Annotated in this window: 14 protein-coding genes and 2 rRNA genes; 5 read left to right on the top strand and 11 right to left on the bottom strand. The window is 64.4% G+C overall.

The genetic code is table 11. From position 1 onward, the window contains the following. Positions 1-136: 136 nt before the first annotated feature. Positions 137-1,153: a helix-turn-helix transcriptional regulator gene (locus AC1AYN_RS09700; RefSeq protein ID WP_034529707.1), complete on the top strand. Its 1,017-nt coding sequence runs from the start codon at positions 137-139 to the stop codon at positions 1,151-1,153. Between the two features lie 253 nt (positions 1,154-1,406). Here AC1AYN_RS09700 and AC1AYN_RS09705 read toward each other — a convergent pair whose 3' ends face one another. After that, complete coding sequence (locus tag AC1AYN_RS09705) at positions 1,407-1,574, bottom strand: pentapeptide repeat-containing protein (protein ID WP_084686221.1); 168 nt, start codon at positions 1,572-1,574, stop codon at positions 1,407-1,409. A gap of 711 nt (positions 1,575-2,285) precedes the next feature. On the opposite strand from AC1AYN_RS09705, the gene AC1AYN_RS09710 reads away from it, so the two are divergent. After that, complete coding sequence (locus AC1AYN_RS09710; protein ID WP_034529611.1) at positions 2,286-2,651, top strand: VOC family protein; 366 nt, start codon at positions 2,286-2,288, stop codon at positions 2,649-2,651. A gap of 62 nt (positions 2,652-2,713) precedes the next feature. Here the strand turns inward: AC1AYN_RS09710 and AC1AYN_RS09715 are convergent, their stop codons facing one another. Then, positions 2,714-3,370: an HAD-IA family hydrolase gene (locus tag AC1AYN_RS09715; RefSeq protein ID WP_051922999.1), complete on the bottom strand. Its 657-nt coding sequence runs from the start codon at positions 3,368-3,370 to the stop codon at positions 2,714-2,716. Positions 3,371-3,486: 116 nt separating this feature from the next. On the opposite strand from AC1AYN_RS09715, the gene AC1AYN_RS09720 reads away from it, so the two are divergent. Then, positions 3,487-4,185, top strand: coding sequence for a LysE family translocator (locus tag AC1AYN_RS09720; protein ID WP_034529613.1), 699 nt, complete (start codon positions 3,487-3,489; stop codon positions 4,183-4,185). Between the two features lie 60 nt (positions 4,186-4,245). Here the strand turns inward: AC1AYN_RS09720 and AC1AYN_RS09725 are convergent, their stop codons facing one another. The 3 genes from AC1AYN_RS09725 to adhE all read right to left on the bottom strand — a co-directional run bounded on the left by AC1AYN_RS09725 (position 4,246) and on the right by adhE (position 8,570). After that, positions 4,246-4,638 carry a hypothetical protein gene (locus AC1AYN_RS09725; RefSeq protein ID WP_238567680.1) on the bottom strand — a complete coding sequence of 131 codons (393 nt, stop codon included), beginning with the start codon at positions 4,636-4,638 and terminating at the stop codon, positions 4,246-4,248. Positions 4,639-4,758: 120 nt separating this feature from the next. Continuing rightward, positions 4,759-5,616, bottom strand: coding sequence for a DUF6591 domain-containing protein (locus AC1AYN_RS09730; RefSeq protein WP_034529616.1), 858 nt, complete (start codon positions 5,614-5,616; stop codon positions 4,759-4,761). A gap of 224 nt (positions 5,617-5,840) precedes the next feature. Then, positions 5,841-8,570 carry a bifunctional acetaldehyde-CoA/alcohol dehydrogenase gene (gene adhE, locus AC1AYN_RS09735; RefSeq protein ID WP_476533058.1) on the bottom strand — a complete coding sequence of 910 codons (2,730 nt, stop codon included), beginning with the start codon at positions 8,568-8,570 and terminating at the stop codon, positions 5,841-5,843. Positions 8,571-9,051: 481 nt separating this feature from the next. On the opposite strand from adhE, the gene AC1AYN_RS09740 reads away from it, so the two are divergent. Beyond that, positions 9,052-10,182 carry an ROK family transcriptional regulator gene (locus tag AC1AYN_RS09740; RefSeq protein WP_034529623.1) on the top strand — a complete coding sequence of 377 codons (1,131 nt, stop codon included), beginning with the start codon at positions 9,052-9,054 and terminating at the stop codon, positions 10,180-10,182. 127 nt (positions 10,183-10,309) lie between these two features. Here the strand turns inward: AC1AYN_RS09740 and AC1AYN_RS09745 are convergent, their stop codons facing one another. The 4 genes from AC1AYN_RS09745 to AC1AYN_RS09760 all read right to left on the bottom strand — a co-directional run bounded on the left by AC1AYN_RS09745 (position 10,310) and on the right by AC1AYN_RS09760 (position 16,707). Next, on the bottom strand, positions 10,310-12,802 hold the full coding sequence (locus tag AC1AYN_RS09745) for a glycoside hydrolase family 31 protein (protein ID WP_476533064.1): 2,493 nt from the start codon (positions 12,800-12,802) through the stop codon (positions 10,310-10,312). Between the two features lie 332 nt (positions 12,803-13,134). Further along, positions 13,135-14,031 (bottom strand): AraC family transcriptional regulator, encoded by an 897-nt coding sequence (locus AC1AYN_RS09750; RefSeq protein WP_476533059.1) that lies wholly within the window; start codon positions 14,029-14,031, stop codon positions 13,135-13,137. Between the two features lie 260 nt (positions 14,032-14,291). Continuing rightward, the gene (locus tag AC1AYN_RS09755; protein ID WP_476533060.1) at positions 14,292-15,332 is read right to left on the bottom strand and encodes an NAD(P)-dependent alcohol dehydrogenase; all 1,041 of its coding nucleotides are present in this window, start codon (positions 15,330-15,332) and stop codon (positions 14,292-14,294) included. 64 nt (positions 15,333-15,396) lie between these two features. After that, the gene (locus tag AC1AYN_RS09760) at positions 15,397-16,707 is read right to left on the bottom strand and encodes an MFS transporter (protein WP_476533061.1); all 1,311 of its coding nucleotides are present in this window, start codon (positions 16,705-16,707) and stop codon (positions 15,397-15,399) included. Between the two features lie 309 nt (positions 16,708-17,016). Here AC1AYN_RS09760 and AC1AYN_RS09765 point away from each other — a divergent pair, with 309 nt between their 5' ends. Then, entirely contained in the window at positions 17,017-17,145 is a 129-nt protein-coding gene (locus AC1AYN_RS09765; protein WP_279324950.1) for a hypothetical protein, read from the top strand. Between the two features lie 535 nt (positions 17,146-17,680). On the opposite strand, the gene rrf is transcribed toward AC1AYN_RS09765, so the two are convergent. Both rrf and AC1AYN_RS09775 read right to left on the bottom strand, forming a co-directional pair. Further along, a 5S ribosomal RNA gene (rrf, locus tag AC1AYN_RS09770) occupies positions 17,681-17,797 on the bottom strand. A gap of 180 nt (positions 17,798-17,977) precedes the next feature. Further along, positions 17,978-18,241, bottom strand: a 23S ribosomal RNA gene (locus AC1AYN_RS09775); the annotation flags it as partial.

Genomic DNA, 18,241 nt, shown 5'->3' on the forward strand with positions numbered 1-18,241 from the left:
CAGCAACTACGACGCCGCTCGGTTGCATTTCGCCATGGCAACCGCAAGATGGTGGCGGAAACGGCGCCACCATGCCACAGTGGAATCATCGTTAGGACACGACAAGCCGACACTACCGACCTAGGGGATGATGACGATGACTTTCCGCACCAATCTGCAGACCCTGCGCGCAAGGCGCAACATGACGCAGGAGCAGCTGGCCATGCTGCTCGGCGTCTCCCGGCAGGCGATTTCGAAATGGGAATCCGAGAAAGCGTACCCGGAAATGGACAAGCTGCTGGCGATCTGCGACCTGTTCGGCTGCACGCTTGACGATCTGGTGCTTGGCGACGTGGACCGGCCGGCGACCCCCGCGAGAACGACAGATGCCACCCCGACCGTCGCCGATGATCCTCACGCGGTCGAGCAACGGGAAGGCGGTCCGACCACACCTCTGCCGAAGGACATCACCGGATACGACGCCCACCGCCTCCGGTTCTCGATGCTGATTGCATCCGGCGTGACGGCGATCATCGCGTCGGTCGGCGTCGCCAACCTGTTTGACCCGGAACATTCGATCATCGGCGTCAATCCGCTCAACGACTTCCTGATGTTCGTCTGCATCTGCGTGGGCGTGATCATCGGACTGGTTCTGTTGGTCCCGGGCGCCATGGCGCATGCCGCGTTCAGACGGAATCACCCGTATGTCAAGGACTTCTACACCGAGGATGACCGCCGCAGGGAATCCCGGCTTCTGGCGTGCGGCGTGGTCGCGGGCGTGGCGGCGATCCTGATCGGCATCGCGGTCGTCGTGTACATGGACGAGGTGCGGGAGGTCACCGCGGGGTGGCCGAACGCGGTCATGCTGCTGCTGTCCGCGGCCGCGGTGTTCGGATTCGTCTACTGCGGCATGCGGTACACCATGGTGAACATCGACGGCTACAACAAGGAAATCGAGCGGAATCGGCGTCAACGTTCCGGTGACGTGCCGCGATCCGTGAAGCTGTCCGGGGCGTTGAGCGGCATCATCATGCTCGTCGCCACGATCGTCGGCCTGACGCTGCTGTTCCTCGTTCCCGAATCGTTGTTCTGGATGTCGTGGGTAATCGGCGGCCTGCTGTGCGCCATCACCGGAATCATCGTCGATCTGTTCAAGGACCATGTCGACAAGTGAACGAACGGAAACCACGGGCGGGACACTACGCATGGTGATGCTGTTCTTCCCCGCCCTTCATGAGAATCCGACGCAGGCCGAACCTCAAGGCGCCAACGGTACGCGTTGCATACATCGTCGTGTTCCAGCTCATACCATCTGATGCCAATGATCTGTGTCCTGCGATACGGGATGCGGATACGGGGATACGGGGATACGGGGATACGGGGATACGGGGATGCTAACGATTAGTGGGCGAGGTCGCAAAACAAAGTCACAGCGCTGGCAACCTAGTGTCCGATAAGACACAACCCGATAAGACACAACCCGATAAGACGCAACCCGATAAGACACAACCCGACAAGACACAACCCGACAAGACACAACCCGACAAGACACAACACCGTTCATCTCCTGAAACGCGACGACAACCACTCAGCAACCATCAATCGCGCCCTTGTTCATCGATGGCATCAACGAATAAGGGTCTTCGCCAGTCTGTGCGGCGAGAAGTCGGGCTTCAGCGTTGTTGCAGAGCCTTCCATATGCGGAACATGAGAGGGGGTTGTCTGGGTGGGGTGGGTTGGCGGGTTCTAGTGATTGTTGCAACACCTGATGATTGCTGGTTTCCATCGCCTGCCAGGTTTGATTCCGTCAGCACACGCCTTCCCCGCCATTGTCAGTGTCTTATCGGACACCGGCCTGTCATTGGCCCCAAGAAGCCCAGGCGAACCGGCTTCCGTCGCCTGCCAGGTTTGATTCCGTCAACAATAGAAGGCATATCAGTCGCCTATCCCCACGCGAAGGCACGACTCTTCACAGGCACCCGCCATCGCGTAGCCAGCATGGTTTCGAATCCTTACGCGCTCCCCGCCCGCCGGATTCCTACACCTCCCCACCGCCGTCAGTGTCTTATCAGACACCGGCCTGTCATCGGTCCCAAGAAGCATCGCCACCATTCTCCGTAGCGGTTGGAAACACAAGCTTCTCCCGGCATTCATATCCATGCGCGATACGTAGGCAACGCCTTGCCGTTCCGGCACTACACTGGGAGGGACGGAACCGGGCGGGATATGCCGGCGCGATGCGCGCGCACGATACCCTGTGCGGTTCCGCGAGTCGAACGTCAGTCATCAGTCATAAGGAGGCTGTCATGATCGATCATGTCGGATTGTTCGTCAAGGATGCGAACGAGCGTGCGGGGTTCTACGAGAAGCTGCTGGCGCCGCTGGGATACGTGAAGAAGCATGAGTTCCCGGGCGCCGTGTGCTTCGCGAACGATGCGGACGGCGACAGCGTGTGGATCCAGTCGCCGAAGGACGGCAATCCGCTCGTCCCGGCGCATCTGGCGTTCCGCGCCGCCGATCAGAACGTCGTCAAGGCGTTCCATGAGGCCGGTCTCGCCGCCGGCGGCACGGACAACGGCCAACCCGGTCCGCGCCCGAACTACGGCCCGACCTACTACGCCGCGTTCATCCACGACCCGGACGGCAACAACATCGAGGCCTGCCTGCAGTAAGCGGGGCGCCGATTCCGCGGTCGCTCGCGTCCGGACCACGCATGAGCAACCGCGTGAACGCCCTATGCGAACAGCCGGGCGCGCAGCGACGTGGCGTCGGTGAAGCGGATGCCGGTCAGACCGGGCACGGCGGCGGCCGCGGCGTCGGCGTTGCGCTGTTTGTCGTCGACGAACGCCGCCTGCGCCGGGTCGACGCCGAAGCGGGCGACCGCGCGACGGTAGATCTCCGCGTCGGGTTTGTGGATGCGCTCGGCGCTGGAGACGACCACGTCATGCAGCAGCCCGAGCGCAGGGAACAATTCGCGGGCCGCGTCCACGTATTTCACGGTGAAGTTGGTCAGTCCCCAGCAGCGCACGCCCGCCGCGTCGAGGTCGCGCAGCAGTCCGGCCATGCCGGGCAGCATGCCGGCGAGCGCGAGCCGCTGGCGTGCGAAGTAGGTGCGGAACGCCGCGAGTTCCACGGATTCGTGCGCGTCGGCCGCGTGATGCGCGGCATAGTCGGCGAGGATGCGCTCCTCACTCCAGCCCAAATCGGACAGTTCGTCGTAATGCCAGAATCCGTACGGGTCGTCGCGGTCGAACAGCCGGTCGGCGACGTCGTCCGGCACGACGCCGTCGACCGCGGCACGCGGCCGCCAGTCGACCAGCACGTCGCAGAAATCGAAGATCACGTCGTCGTATGCGGGATGCACGGAATGACGCACGGGGGAAACGCTCATACGTGACACCGTACACCCGCGTCGTCCGACGAGACGCGACGCGTCCGCCGCAACGTACTGGCGGTACAGTGGCCGGAAACCGACGGATGTGGGTGCATCGGGAGAGGAGAGACGACATGACGTATGTGCAGGCACTGCTGGGATTCGCGCTGGTGGCCGGGTCGATGGCCCTGCTGCCGGGATTGGACATGATGATGGTGGTCAACGAGACCATCAATTCGACGCGTCGGCGCGGCATCGCGGCGGCGTGCGGCATCTCGTTCGGCGTGCTCGCGTGGGCGGTGGCCGCGGCGGTCGGGCTCGCCGCAATCATCAACGCGTTCCCGCTCGCCTATGACGCGATCAGGCTGCTCGGCGGCCTGTACCTGTTCTATCTGGCGTTCAGTCTCGTCCGCAGGCCGAAGGCCGGCAAGGGCGGGGAACCGGAAATGGCTGAGCCGGCCGAACCGGCGGCGGCCGTCGCGACCGCGGGTGCCGGACGCGGCCCGCTCGCCTCCCCCATCGTCTCCTCGTTCGTGCGCGGCTTCCTCACCGATCTGTTCAATCCGAAGATCGGTGTGTTCTACATCGCCGTCATCCCCCAGTTCCTCGTGCCGGGCGTCGACCATCTGCGGATGGGCGTCTCGCTGGGGCTCATCCACTTCGTCGAGAGCATGCTGGTGCTCGTCACGCTCGCCTGCATGGCCGCGTTCTTCGCCGGCAGGCTCAAGTCGGGCCGTTCGCGCCGCATCCTGAGTCTGGTGTCCGCGGGCATCATGGCCGTGCTGGGCGGCGTGACCGTCACCGAAGCGATCCGCAGCCGTCTCGCCGCCTGAGTGGGTCCGTCCGGCCATTCGGCGTCGATGCCATCGGTGACGGCAGCACCCGCCGCGGGCTCAGCGGCCGAGCAGGCTGGAGATCTGGCCGATGACGTCGCCGGGCAGACCGGCCTGTTCGGCGATCGAGCCGAGGCCGAGGTTCGTGCCCTGCTCCTGGATCATGCCGGCCACGTTTCCGATCTGGTCGGCGGAGATGTGCTCCTCGGCCAGTGCGGTCAGGTCGCCGAGCTGTTCCGCGTTGAGATGGTCGCCGGCGATCTGCGCGATCTCGCCGAGCTGGCCGGCGTCGAACTGCTCGGTCACAGCCGCCGGCAGGTCGCCGATCGCACTCAGGTCGACGCCGCCGACGAACTGTTCGGCGATGTTGCCGACGGCGCCGTTCGCCGCGTCGCCGACCGTATCGCCCAGCACGCCGCCCACGATGTTCCTGATGCCGTCGAACAGTCCCATGTCACGCCCCTTCGTCGATGATCGTCCGTTGTCGACCACTGTACAGGACGATGATGTCGCGAGAGCTTCCGACTCCCGTGAGCTTGCTCATACGGCGAGGGGAACGGGACCGCTCCCGGCTCAGTCGGCGGTGTGGAGATTGATGGTCATCTTCTCGTCGTCGGGGAAGTAGTGCACGGATAGATCGGAACCGTTCGAGCCCTTCATCGACGCATAGTTGTCACCTTCGCCGTCAGCGGTGAAGCCCTTCTGCTTGCACTGTTCGACGTAGGCGGCGAACTGGTCGTGCGTGGTGCCGTAGACGCTGTATCCGACGCTCGTGTCGCTCACCGAACCGCCGATGATCGTCGATTCGGGCTTGGGCAGGGTCTTGGTGAGCTTGTCGTCGCCCCACTGGTTCGCCTTGCTTTCGGCCTTGTCGAGTGTGGTCTTCTTGTTGACGAAGTCGTAGGTGGCTTTGCCGATTGTGTTCGTGCCCTTCAGGTAGGCGACGGACATCGTGTCCGGTTCCATGAGCGGTGTGAAGTCGCCGATGGCCTTCCACCCGCCGATCGTGCATTCGCCGTTCTCGCTGGTCGCGCCCGGCTTGACGATGAGGTTGCTCGTGCATTTGAGCGGTTCGGTCTTGAGCTCCTCGTAGTCGGAGTCCTCGATCATCGTCACGGCCTGCCGCAGGTCGGCGAACGCCGCCTGCCGCTGGTCGTCGGTCACATCGCTTTTCTGCCGGTAGTTGAGTGAGACGGCGACGATGGTGACGTTCGTGCCGTTCGTGAACGACATCATGTCCTGACGCTGGTTGTCGACGGGCGTCGACGCGACGCTCGTCTCGAGCTTGGAGAGGTCCAGCGGCTTCGCCACCGGTGACGCCGAGCCGCCGGACGCGCCATTCGATCCGGTGCCCGTCGGACCGCCGCAACCGGCAAGCATCATCGCCGCCGCCATCACGCAGGCCACGCCGCCCGCGATCTTCCGTTCCATACGCATGTCGTGCTCCTTGTTCTCTCGTTCGACACGTTGTTCACGGGCCATTATCGGGAGGATCACGTGGGACGGCATCAGTTGGCGACTGAATCGGCGGGAAAAAGGATGTGCGAAGACGATGAGGTCCCCTTCCTGACGGAAGGGGACCTCATCGTTATGGGGAAGGCCGGTCGCAGGTCTCACTCTGACGAGGGGGCCGGAGACCGCCTAGCCTAGCGTGTTCAGCGCTCGGAGGCCTCCTCGGTGGCGGCCTCGCCTTCGCGCTCGACGCGAATCTTGTGGCCGTCGGCCTGGGAGACGCCGTAGTAGGCGGCCACGGCGATGTCCTTCATGTCGTTGATCAGCGGGATGCGCGGGTTGGCCGGCGTGCACTGGTCCTCGTAGGCGCGCATGCCGATCTGGTCGAGGATGCCCCAGAAGTAGTCCTCGTCCACGCCGCACTCCTGGAAGCTCTTGTTCATGCCGAGCTTGTTGTCGCGGTAGTCCTCGACGGCCTTCGCCAGGTTCTCGACGGCCTCGGCCGGGGTCTTGCCCGGATCGATGCCGAGGTTGATCGCGATGTCGCGGTAGCGCTCGTCGGCGATGTACTTGTTGTACTTCGGCCACGAGGTCGGCTCCTCCGGCACCTGGCCGTTGTAGCGGATCACGTACGGCAGCAGGATGGAGTTGGTGCGGCCGTGCGCGATGTGGCACAGGGCGCCGATCGTGTGGGCCATGCCGTGGCACATGCCGAGGAACGCGGAGCCGAACGCCATGCCGGCCATGGTGGCGGCGTTGTGCATCTTCTCCTGCGCGTTGGTCTTCTCCAGGCCCGGCTCGCCGTTGACGGACTCGGCCAGGTTGTCCCAGATCAGCTTGGCGGCGTGCAGGGCCATGCCGTCGGTGAAGTCGTTCGCGTACACGGACACGTACGCCTCGAAGCTGTGGGTCAGGGCGTCGAAGCCGGCGTCGGAGGCGAGCTTGCGCGGCTGGGTGCGGGCCAGGACCGGATCCACAATCGCGACGGACGGGGTGAGCGCATAGTCGGTGATCGGGTACTTGTAGCCGGTCTTGTGGTCGGTGATGACCGCGAACGGCGTGACCTCGGAGCCGGTGCCGGAGGAGGTCGGGATGCACACGAGCTTGGCCTTCTTGCCCAGCGGCGGGATCTTGAACGCGCGCTTGCGGATGTCGAAGAACTTCTCGCGCACGTCGGAGAAGCTGATCTCCGGGTGCTCGTAGAGCAGCCACATGATCTTGGAGGCGTCCATCGGGGAGCCGCCGCCGACCGCGATGATCGTGTCCGGCTCGAACTCCTCGCGCATCATCTCGGCGCCCTTCTCGACGGTCTCGACCGACGGCTCCGGCTCGACGTAGTCGATGATGCGGAAGGTGACGCGGTTGGAGCGGGCGCGCAGCTGGTCGATGATCTTGTCGACGATGCCGAGCTGCTCCATGACCTTGTCGCACACGATGACGGCCTTCTCGATGCCGTACATGTCGCGCAGGTACTTGATCGCGTTCGGCTCGAAGTAGGTCTTGGCCGGGATCTTGAACCACTGCATGTTGTTGTTCCTCCGAGCGATGCGCTTGATGTTGACCAGGTTCACGGCCTGCACGTTGCCGGACACCGAGTTGCCGCCGTAGGAGCCGCAGCCCAGGGTCAGCGACGGGGCGATCGCGTTGTAGATGTCGCCGATGCCGCCCAGCGAGCTCGGCTGGTTCCAGATGATGCGGCAGGCGTGCATGCGAAGGCCGTACTCGCGCACGAGCTCCTGGTTGTTGGTGTGGATGGCGGCGGTGTGGCCGGCGCCCAGCTTGAGCATGGCCTCGCACATCTCGAACGCCTGCTCCTTGCCGTCGGCCTTGAGCACGGCCTGCACCGGGGCGAGCTTCTCGTGGGTGAGCGGCTCGTTGTCGGAGACCTCGGAGCACTCGGCGGCGAGGATGGTCGCGTCCGCCGGGATCTCGAAGCCGGCGGCCTTGGCGATGTACTGCGGGGACTTGCCCGGCACCACGGAGTTGAGCTTCGGGGTCTGGCCGGAGCCGGCGGTGCAGCCGAACATGTACTGCTCGAGCTTGGCCTTCTCCTCCTTGTTCACGAAGTAGGCCTTGCGGCGCTTGAGCTCGGCGACCAGACGGTCGTAGACGTCCTTGTGGGCGATGATGGCCTGCTCGGTGGCGCAGATCATGCCGTAGTCGAAGTGCTTGGAGAGGACCAGGTCGTTGGCGGCGCGCACGACGTCCACGTCGGTGTCGACGTAGGCCGGGGCGTTGCCGGCGCCGACGCCGAGGGCCGGCTTGCCGGAGGAGTACGCAGCCTTGACCATGCCCGGGCCGCCGGTCGCCAGGATCGTGGCGATGCCGTCATGCTTCATCAGCGCGCCGGTCGCCTCGATGGACGGGTGCTCGATCCACTGGATGCAGTCGGCGGGGGCGCCGGCCTCGATGGCCGCGTCACGCACGATCTTCGCGGCGGCGACGGAGCACTTCTGCGCGCCCGGATGGAAGCCGAAGATGATCGGGCAGCGGGTCTTCAGCGCGAGCAGCGACTTGAAGATCGCGGTGGAGGTCGGGTTGGTGACCGGGGTGACGCCGGCGACCACGCCGACCGGCTCGGCGACCTCGTCGATGCCCATCACGTCGTCTTCGCGGATGATGCCGACGGTCTTCTGACCGGCCATGTAGTTGGTCACATGCTCGCACGCGAAGATGTTCTTCGTGGCCTTGTCCTCCACGAGACCACGGCCGGTCTCGTCCACGGCCATCTTCGCCAGCACGAGGTGCTTGTTCAGCGCGGCCACGGAGGCCTTCGCCACGATGTGGTCGACCTGCTTCTGGTCGAGCTTCTCGAACTCGGCAAGGGCTTTCAGGCCCTTCTGCACGAGGGCGTCGACCTCGGCCTCGGCCTGGGCCTGCTTCTCTTCCGGGCTCGGCTTGGTGGGAGCCTCGGTCTTCTTCGCTTCTGCCATGAATCCTCCTCGATTTGCCGGTGCAAATGCGTATTCTGGAATCTCCCGCCGCAGTGGCGGACATCGGTCGGCCTGTTCAACATTGCGTTGTTCGTTGTGGCCTGGGTCACAATATAACGAATCGGTCAACGCGGTGCATGCGCACAAAATCGACGGCGTTTCGTGTTTAACTTTGAGCTTTTTATGTTATTTCTTGTGATTTTTATCGCACAAAAGCGCTCAAATACAGCAAAATTGATACTTTTTGTTCACTTTCTCGTAAAAATCACAGCCCAATCGAACCGCACCTCCCCTTTCTTGCGCAAAGTGATTTTCTAAAAGTTATCTCGCTGGCCACATTAATAAAAATCCATTTCACAAAAGTCGATCGTTCACATCCGCGTCATTCCGCACCGCACGGCACGGCACGGCACGCCCGACAATATGCGAAATGGCTTTTATAAAAGTACACTGTCGGTATTGCATCCAACGGAGGTTTCGCATGAAGGCAATGCCATCGACGGCGGTGAAGACGCACAACCGCATCGCCATGACCCAATACCTGTACCGTCACGAGCACGTCACCAAGCAGGAGATCGAACGCGAACTCGGGCTGAGCCTGCCCACCATCACCCAGAACCTGCGCGCCCTGGAACAGGACGGCATCATCCGTCAGGGCGACCTGCAAAGCTCCACGGGCGGACGCAAGGCGCGTAACTACGAGTTCAACCCCGACCATCGCACCGCCATCGGCGTGGCCATGCGCGCCAACGGCGTGCGTATGTGCGCGGTGGACCTCAACGGCACGGTGGTCGAGCAGCTCGAACGCACGCTCCCCTACCGCAACGCCAACGTCTACTACCAGCGCATCGGCGCCATCATCGACAACTTCGCCGCAGAAGTGGGCAAGAAGCACGGGCCCGTGCTCGGCGTCTCCTTCTCCATCCAGGGCATCGTCTCCCCCGACGGCGGGACGATCACGTTCGGCAAGGTCATGCGCAACACGGGGCTCACGCTCGAGACGATCACGCAATCCGTGCACCACCCGTGCATGATGATCCACGATTCCGACGCCTCGGCGATGGCCGAACTCTGGTTCGACCATTCGCTCACCGACGCCGTGTGCATCTATCTCGAACGACGCCCCGGCGGCGCCGTGATCGTGAACGGCAAACTCTACCAGGGGCCGAACATGTGCAACGGCGCCATCGAGCATATGACGCTCGTGCCGAACGGCCGCGAATGCTACTGCGGCAACCGCGGCTGCATGGACCCGTATTGCTCGCCCGAATCGCTGCCCGAAGACTACGAGTCCATCCCCGGCTTCTTCAGCGTGCTCGAACAGGGCGAACGCCACCACCGCGAGCGCATGGACGAGTGGCTCGACTACGTGGCGCAGGCGATCGTCAACGCACGTTCGGTCATCGCCGGCGACGTGATCGTCGGCGGCGAGGCCTCCCAGTATCTGGAGGATTCCGACATCGAGGACCTGGAGCGCCGGGTCATCGAACGCAGCCCGTTCGGCACGGAACGGTTCACACTGCGCCGCAGCTACCAGGCAGAGAACCAGACGATCATCGGCGCGGCCCTGCGCTACGTGGAGACCTATCTGGCCGAGATCTGCGGGGAGTGAATCCCGCTGGAGGCCGCACGGCCGCCGTCCGACGAATGGCCTCGGCGCCTTTCCCGAACGGATGAACGAGCCCCCGAGCCGGTTTTGTCCGGTTCGGGGGCTCGTTCATGCGTCATGCGTCATGCGTTCAAGCGCGGGTGAGGACCTCAGCGAGCGCCTGGATCACCGGCTGAGGCATGTGCGAGTCGAACTCGCGGCTCTCATCCACGCCGTGCAGATCCTCGATGGTGTGGAGCGCCGGCAGCGCGTCCTTCCCGAGCTCCTTGACCATCGCGTAGGCGGTCTCCTTGGTGAGGTAGAGCATCTGCGCGTCCTTGAGTACGGCGAACGCGTCCTCGACCACGGTGTCGCCGGCGACCGGCAGGCCGGCGGCGAACGTCACCGTGAGACCGTCCGCCGCAGCGACGCCGGGAACCTTCACGACCGCGCTCAGCGTCGCCGCGTCGTAGCTGACGTCGGCGGCGACCGTGCGGCCGTCGGACGTGACGGCGACGTTCGCGGCGACGGCCGCATCGACGCCGCGGAAGACGAGCGTCCAGTCGCGCGTTTCAGGGACGACGTCGGCGGCGCCGGCGACCGGCGCGACGGTGAACGTCGCGGCCGTCGCGGCACCCTCCGTCTCCCCCAGGCGCAGCGACAGTTCGGTCGACGCCCAGCGCACGGACGCTTCGGGCGCACCGTCGTCCTCCCACAGCGTGAACGACCCGCTCGCGCCGGGGAAGACGACCACGCGCAGGGACTTCGGGTTCTCGACCGAATTGAGCGGTTCGCCCGCCGTCTCCTCCTGCAGCGGGACGATGGCGCCGGCCTTGGCGAACACGGGGATGCGGTCGAGGCCGCGCCACGCCTCGATGCGGCGGCCGCCGGCCGGACGCGATGCGTAGCGGCGACCGTCGAAGAAGTCGAACCACGTGCCCTGCGGCAGCCACACGTCGGCCTTCGCGCGCTGCACGCTCTTCTCGGCCGGATCGACGATCGGCGCGACAAGCAGTTCGGTGCCGAAGCGGAATTCGTCGACGAGCTTGTACGCATCACGGATCTCCGGCCAGTCCCAGTAGAGCGGCTGGATGAGCGGCTCGCCCTCGTAGGCGGCACGGCGGTTCATCGTGTACAGGTACGGGATCATCGCGTGGCGCAGGCGCAGCGCGGCGGTCATCGCGGTGGCCACGTCGCTGTGGAAGTTCCACGGCTCCTTGCCGTTGAACGGCGAGTCGGTGGAGTGCAGGCGGTTGATCGGGCTGAACGCGCCGAACTGGTACCAGCGCGCCTCCAGCTCCTCGTCGCGGTAGCCGAACATGTGGCCGCCGATGTCGTGGCTCCACCAGCCATAGCCGATGTTCGAAGCGGTGGCGGTGAACTCGGGCTGGAACTTCAGGGACTCCCAGTTGACGACCGTGTCGCCGGAGAAGCCGATCGGGTAGTGGTGCGAGCCGGGGCCGGCGTAGCGGGAGAAGGTGAGCGGGCGCGGGTTGCGCGCGGCGTAGTCGCTGCCGTCGGCGCGCGCCGAGTCGAGGTAGTGCAGGTGGTTGAGGCCCCACAGCGGGTCGAGGCCGGGCTGGCGGGTGGTGCCGCCCTGCTGCCAGTCGAGCCACCAGAAGTCGACGCCCTCGTCCTCCATCGGATGGTGGAGCTTGTCGAAGTAGGCCTCCATGAACTTCGGATCGGTGAGGTCGAACTGCACGGCCTCCTCCGTCTTCGGGTCGATGCCCATCGCCTCGGCGAGTTCCGGGTAGCGTTCCTCGAACGCGCGCACGCCGTCCTTCGGGTGCACGTTGAGCGTGATCTTCATGCCCTGATCGTGCAGCCACGCCATGAAGCGCTTCGGATCGGGGAAGAAGTCCTTGTTCCACGTGTAGCCGGTCCAGCCGGAGCCGTACTTCGGGTCGACGTCGTCGACGAGATGCCAGTCCATGTCGACCACGGCGGTGGTGAACGGGATGCCCTCCTTCTCGAACCGTTCGACGAGCGTCATGTATTCGGCCTCGGTGTAGCGGTGGTAGCGGCTCCACCAGTTGCCGAGCGCGAAGCGCGGCAGCAGCGGGGTCGGTCCGGTCAGGCGGTAGAGGTCGCGCACGGCCTCGCGGTAGCGGTGCCCGTAGGCGAACAGGTAGAAGTCGGTGGTGGGTTCCGGCTTCGGCGTCACCCATGTGCCGAACGGGTTCGCCTTGCCGTTGACTTCCGGCGTCTCGCGGATGATGTTCGATGCCGAATCGTCGATGACGGCCCAGCCGTCGGTGCCGTTGACGCCGGGGTCGACGGGGATGCGGCCGTTGGCGAAGTCGAGCGTGCGCGCGGTGCCGCCGAGGTTGCGCATCTGGTCGTCGCCGTAGTGCCACGTGTTGTCGATGGCCTTGACGTGCTTGATGGTGGCGTACAGTCCCTCCTTGCTGAACGGGGCCTGGTTGTAGGAGATGTGGAGCGAGGGGGTTTCGATCTCCAGCCATCCGTCACGCTCGACGACGGTGAAGGACGGGCTTTCGCCGCCGAAGTCGCGGTTGAGCACGGACTGCGTGGCGTCGTCGACGAACCGGCCGGAATCGGACCATTCGAAGCGGATGAGCGATTCGGTGATGATGCCGATGCGCCAATGGTCGCCCTGGATGACGCGGTCCGGGTCCATGGCCGGATGCGCGCCGAGCGTATCGAGCGAGAAGAGATTGCGGTCTACCACGTGAACTCCTTTGTCGTGTGCTGCGTATCGTGATGTCCGATTGGTTGACATCTACGATAATAGCGCTTGCACAACATGGGCCACGCACGAAAAAATCGCAATATCGTTCCGTGGAATATCAATATCTTTCCGCCGGCGTTCAGCTATCATAGCGTTTGCATACACAACGGCGTGCATGCACCAACTCACGTCATCGCCCCATCCCGCCCATGTGTCGGCGGGCGGCGCATTGCGGCACCCCGCCGACGGCACACGGCCCGGACCCGTCCCGCCGGCATGTGTCAGGACGCGTGCATGCGACGGTAGCGGGACGGCGTCACGCCGGTCTCGTCGCGGAACCGGCGGTTGAAGTTGGAGGCGTTGTCATAGCCGCTCATCCGTTGGATACGTGCGATCGGCAGATCGGTGCAGGTCAGCAGGCGGCAGGCGCGTCCCACGCGCAGGCGACGGACGAAATCGGCGAAACCGATGCCGGCCACCCGTTTGAAGAAGCGGGAGAAGGTCGATACGCTCATCGAGGCCGCTTCGGCTGCATCCGACAGCGTGACCGTATCGAGATGCGACGAAATATAGGCGATGGCAACGTTGACGTCGTCCTCGGCACCGAAGGCGACCTGCGGATTGTATCCCGGGGTCACCACGGTGCGAACCTCATCCGCCGGCGCCTGCTGGAACACCGTGAGGATGGCGATGAGGTCGGCCACGCGCCGCGCCGCGCCATGCTCCCCCATCATCTCCAGCAGGACTCCCGCCTCGTGCGCGGAGTCTCCCGACAGGACGAGCGCATGCGACGCGCGACGCACCACCTGCTCGAACCCGGCGGTCTCGGGGAATGCCGACGCCAGCAGCCGCAACGTCTGCGGGCGGACGTGGCACAGCACGTCACGATGGGCGAGACGTTCGCCGGGGATGATGTCCGACAGCCAGTTATGAGGCAGGTTCGAGCCGATCATCGCCACATGCCCCGCCTCGAACGGCATGAGTCCGTCCCCGGCCATAAGCTGTCCGCTTCCCTCACGGATCAGGTGGATTTCGATCTGCGGATGGTAGTGCCATCGGGCCAACGCGCTCGGATACCCGTGGCTCGACCAGCGTATGGCGGCGTCCCCATCGGGGACGATCACCTCCAGCGATCCAGCATCCGAGTATGGGATCATGCCGGCGTCACGCGCATCCATCGCCAACCTCCTCGTCGATTCCTCTACGATACCGCACCGTCCGCCGCCCGATGTCTCGCGATCGCCGATCGTTCACCGGCTCCCGTCGACGGATACCACCGGGCATCGGAAAACGGCGTGACGACCGTCCGAGGAACACCGGAAATGCCGATGCGCGCCGGCGGCGGAAAAAGGGAATCCCGCCGGCCCGTCATCGATTATCCATAGCACTCCTCGGACGGCCGTCACGCCGTCGCCAAGCAGCCGTCCGTCATCCGCGATCAGTCGCGGTCGACGGTGATCTGCAGCTTGATGTCACCCGGACGGCCCTCGTCCATACGGTCGAAGGCGGTCTTGGCGTCCTTCATCGCGAAGGTGTCGGTGATGAAGGGCTTGAGGTTGAGCCTGCCGCTGGCGACCAGGTCGATGGCCTTCTGGTACACGTTGGCGTAGCGGAAGACGTTCTCGATACGCACTTCCGTGGCCTGCAGCTCGGTGATGTCGATCCGCACCGAATCGACCGGGATGCCGACGAGCACCGCGCAGCCGCCGGGGGCAATGAGCTTCCAGAACGTCTCGTAGGCCTTCGGCGCGCCGGAGCATTCGAACGCCACGTCGGCGCCCCAACCGCCGGTCTCCTCGCGGACCCGCTCGACGAGGTCCTCCTTCGTCAGATCGACCGGGATGACACCCGGAATCTGGCCGATGATGCCGAGCTTGACGGCGGAGACGTCGGAGACAAGCACCTTGGAGGCACCGCCGGCGAGCGCGGCGGAGGCGGTGAGCATGCCCACCGTGCCCGATCCGGTCACGACGCACACGTCGCCGGGCTTGATACGCGCCTTGGTGGCGGCCCACATGCCCACGGCGGTGGGCTCGAGCAGCGCGCCCTCGCCGAAGCTCATGTTGTCGGGCAGGTGGTAGGTGAACGCGGCCGGGTGGATGACCTCCTCGCACAGGCAACCGTCGATCGGCGGGGTGGCGAAGAAGCGCACGGCCGGGTCGACGTTGTACATGCCCAGTCGGCTGGCGCGCGAGGTCATGTCGGGGATGCCGGGTTCGAGGGCGACGCGGTCGCCGGGCTTGAAATCGGTGACGCCGGGGCCGACTTCAAGCACGGTGCCCGCGGCCTCATGACCGAGGATCATCGGCTGTTCGACGACGTACTTGCCGACGCGTCCGTGCGTGTAGTAGTGCAGGTCGGAGCCGCACACGCCCACGGTATGCGGCGCGATGCGCAGTTCGCCGGGACCGGGCGCCTGGACGTCCGGGACCTCGCGCACGTTGATGACGCCCTGCTTCTCGAGAACGACTGCCTTCATGATGATGCTCCTTTGATTGGATGGTTGTTGATGGTTGTTGGTTGATATGGATGGGAAAGACGGATCAGACCACGGCCGGGGACTGCGAGGCCATCGCCGGCATCGTCTCCGTGGACACGCTCCGATCGATGCGACGACCTTTCTCATCGAAACCGGGTTGCTTCGGTCGAATCCACAGGGAGACGACCGATCCGCCGATGTAGCAGATCGCGTACGCCCAGCACACGCCGGCGAACCCGACCGTCTCCAGCAGCACGGTGGCGATGAACGGACCGCAGAAGGTCGTCAGACCGGAGGCGAGGTTGTGCGCGGAGACCGCCGCCCCCTTGTGCTCGGGCTCCAGCGCGGGGAACACCGCACCCATCGGCACGAAGGCGGAGATACCCATGCCGAGCACCACCGCGCACAGGTACATGAGCGGCAGGTTGCGTCCGAAGAACTGGGGCACGTAGTACATGGCGAGCGTGCCGAGGGCGGAGAGCCAGCAACCCCACCAGCGCATCTGACGCATCCAGCCGAACCGGTCGCCCATACGCCCCCAGAACACATTGCCGAACACGGTGACGACGAAGAGCAGCCCCCAGATGGTGGACCATTCGGTGACCTTGAACCATGCGCCACCGCCATTGGTATGCGTGGCGAGGTACAGCGGCATGATGACCGGGAATCCGTAGAGGGTGAGGTTGCAGATCACGCGCAGCACGGCGGCGAAGGCGATCTGGCGGTTCTCTTTGAGGATGGTGACGCCGCGGGAGAGTTCACGCAGCTTGTCGGCGGTGCTCATCGCATCGAGATCGACGTTGCGGGTCTTCGGCACGAACCACAGGCAGATGAGCAGACCGGCAATCGAGAACGGCAGGGACACCCACAGCGAATAGTATTCACCGATCACCGGCGTGATGAACGCGGGCAGGTAGGCGCCGAAGACGCCGATACCGAAGGAGTACGAGGTCCAGAACCAGCCCATGGCCGAGGCCAGCCTGCCGGGATCCACGGTCTGCGCAAGCAGCACCACGTAGCTGTAGATGAACAGCGGGTAGCCCATGCCGCGCAGCATGTACGACACCAGCATCAGCGGATAGATGTGGCTCGGCAACGCCACGCCGATGAACACCAGGTGCAGGGCGATCCACGAGACCGCACCGACCAGCATGATGCGCTTGGCGCCGAACATCTCCGCAAGCACTCCGGACGACCAGCCGGCCAATGCTGCGACCAGACCATACATGGTGAACAACATCGATGCCTGCGACGAGCTGAATCCCTGATCCACGACATACTTCGACAGGAACGTCAGCTCGAAGCCGTCTCCCGTCATGAACACCGCGATGGCCAGGAACCCCGGCAGCAGTGTTCTCATCAATCCCCGAGCCACGTTGTCTCCTTACCTGAACTTCGTTGTCTTTATCGCTCCTCGTTGAAGCGTTAATACAATTCTCCCGTGGGAAACACCGGTGTTTCCCAGCATTGAACGGCAAGAATTGATACTTTTTTGCATACCTTATGAACGCTCAACAATTCCTTGAGCGAATACCCCGCCCCACAGGACGGCGACCGAGGAACCACGAAACACGCATTTTACAAAGTGACTTTACAGAAGTCGGCGCATGGGGTTATGCTGGGCGGCGATGGACGGAGATACCGCCCACATGCGCCGCAGGCGCACCAACGAAAGGACATCATCATGATGAGCAAGAAGAAGTTCATGGCAGCGGTTATGCGTGGTTTCGAGGCCAGCGGCATGAACGCCCTCGCCCAGGCCGGCTACAGCGAGGCCACCACCAAGGCATTCGAAGCCATCGAAAACCGCTGAGCCGCAAAAGCCTAAGAACGATACAGCAGCGGCATGGATGGCATGAGCCGTCTTCCTGCCGCGCGTCGCGCATCGATAGGATGCATCGCCTTCGATGCCGAACATAATCGCCCAACGGTCATGTCGATCAATCAGATGCTCCAACAGGATCGGACAACGGCGTCCCCTCTCTCTTTGTTTCCCCCAAATCCCCGTGAGGCCTATGTGTTGACCACCGCGATCGCCCTGGGCCGCATCGCCCATCCCGCCCGATAGTGTTCCCTCCCGCTGGCGGGAGGTGGCGCGCGGCGCCGGTGGGTGGTGTCGTGGCCCGCGCGTGTGTGGTGTCGGTGGGTGGCTGGCGGGGTTCGTTCCCGTCGTGTGTCCGTTGTTTCCTCCCGCTGGCGGGAGGTGGCGCGTGAGCGCCGGAGGGTGGTCCGGCGGGTGTCGTGTCGTGGGCTTGGTTCCCCGTCCGGGTGTGGTTGTCCGCGTGTCGGGTCCGGGTATGGGTGGACCCCGGGAGCGTGTGCTCGACCGGGGTCCTGTTCTCGTTGTGGTGCGGCGGCGTGCTACTCTCCCACACCCTGTCGGGTGCAGTACCATCGCCGTGCCAGGTCTTAGCTTCCGGGTTCGGAATGGGTCCGGGCGTCTCCCCTGGGCCATGACCGCCGCAAATCTTCAATTGTGGGACGCGCCCCGCTTGGGGGGGGGTCGTTCCCTGGCTGGTGGTTTGGGGACCGGATGGTGGACGCGTCGCTGATCGTTTTTGTGGTCACGGACCGTTGTTCCGTGTCGCGTGTGTTTCGCGCAGTCTTCGCTGTGGTGATGCTCTCCCATCCCGTGTGGGTGTGGGTTGTGTGTCGCGCTTCCCCGTTAGTACCGGTCGGCTCCACCCCTCGCGGGGCTTCCACGTCCGGCCTATCGACCACGTGTTCTGCATGGGGGGTCTCAGGCCCCGGAGGGCCCTGGGAATACTTATCTTGGAGCGGGCTTCCCGCTTAGATGCTTTCAGCGGTTATCCCTTCCGAACGCAGCCAACCGGCGGTGCCACTGGCGTGACAACCGGCGTACCGGAGGTTCGTCCACCCAGGTCCTCTCGTACTATGGGCAGGTCTCC

The sequence above is a fragment of the Bifidobacterium sp. LH_413 genome, assembly GCF_056357015.1.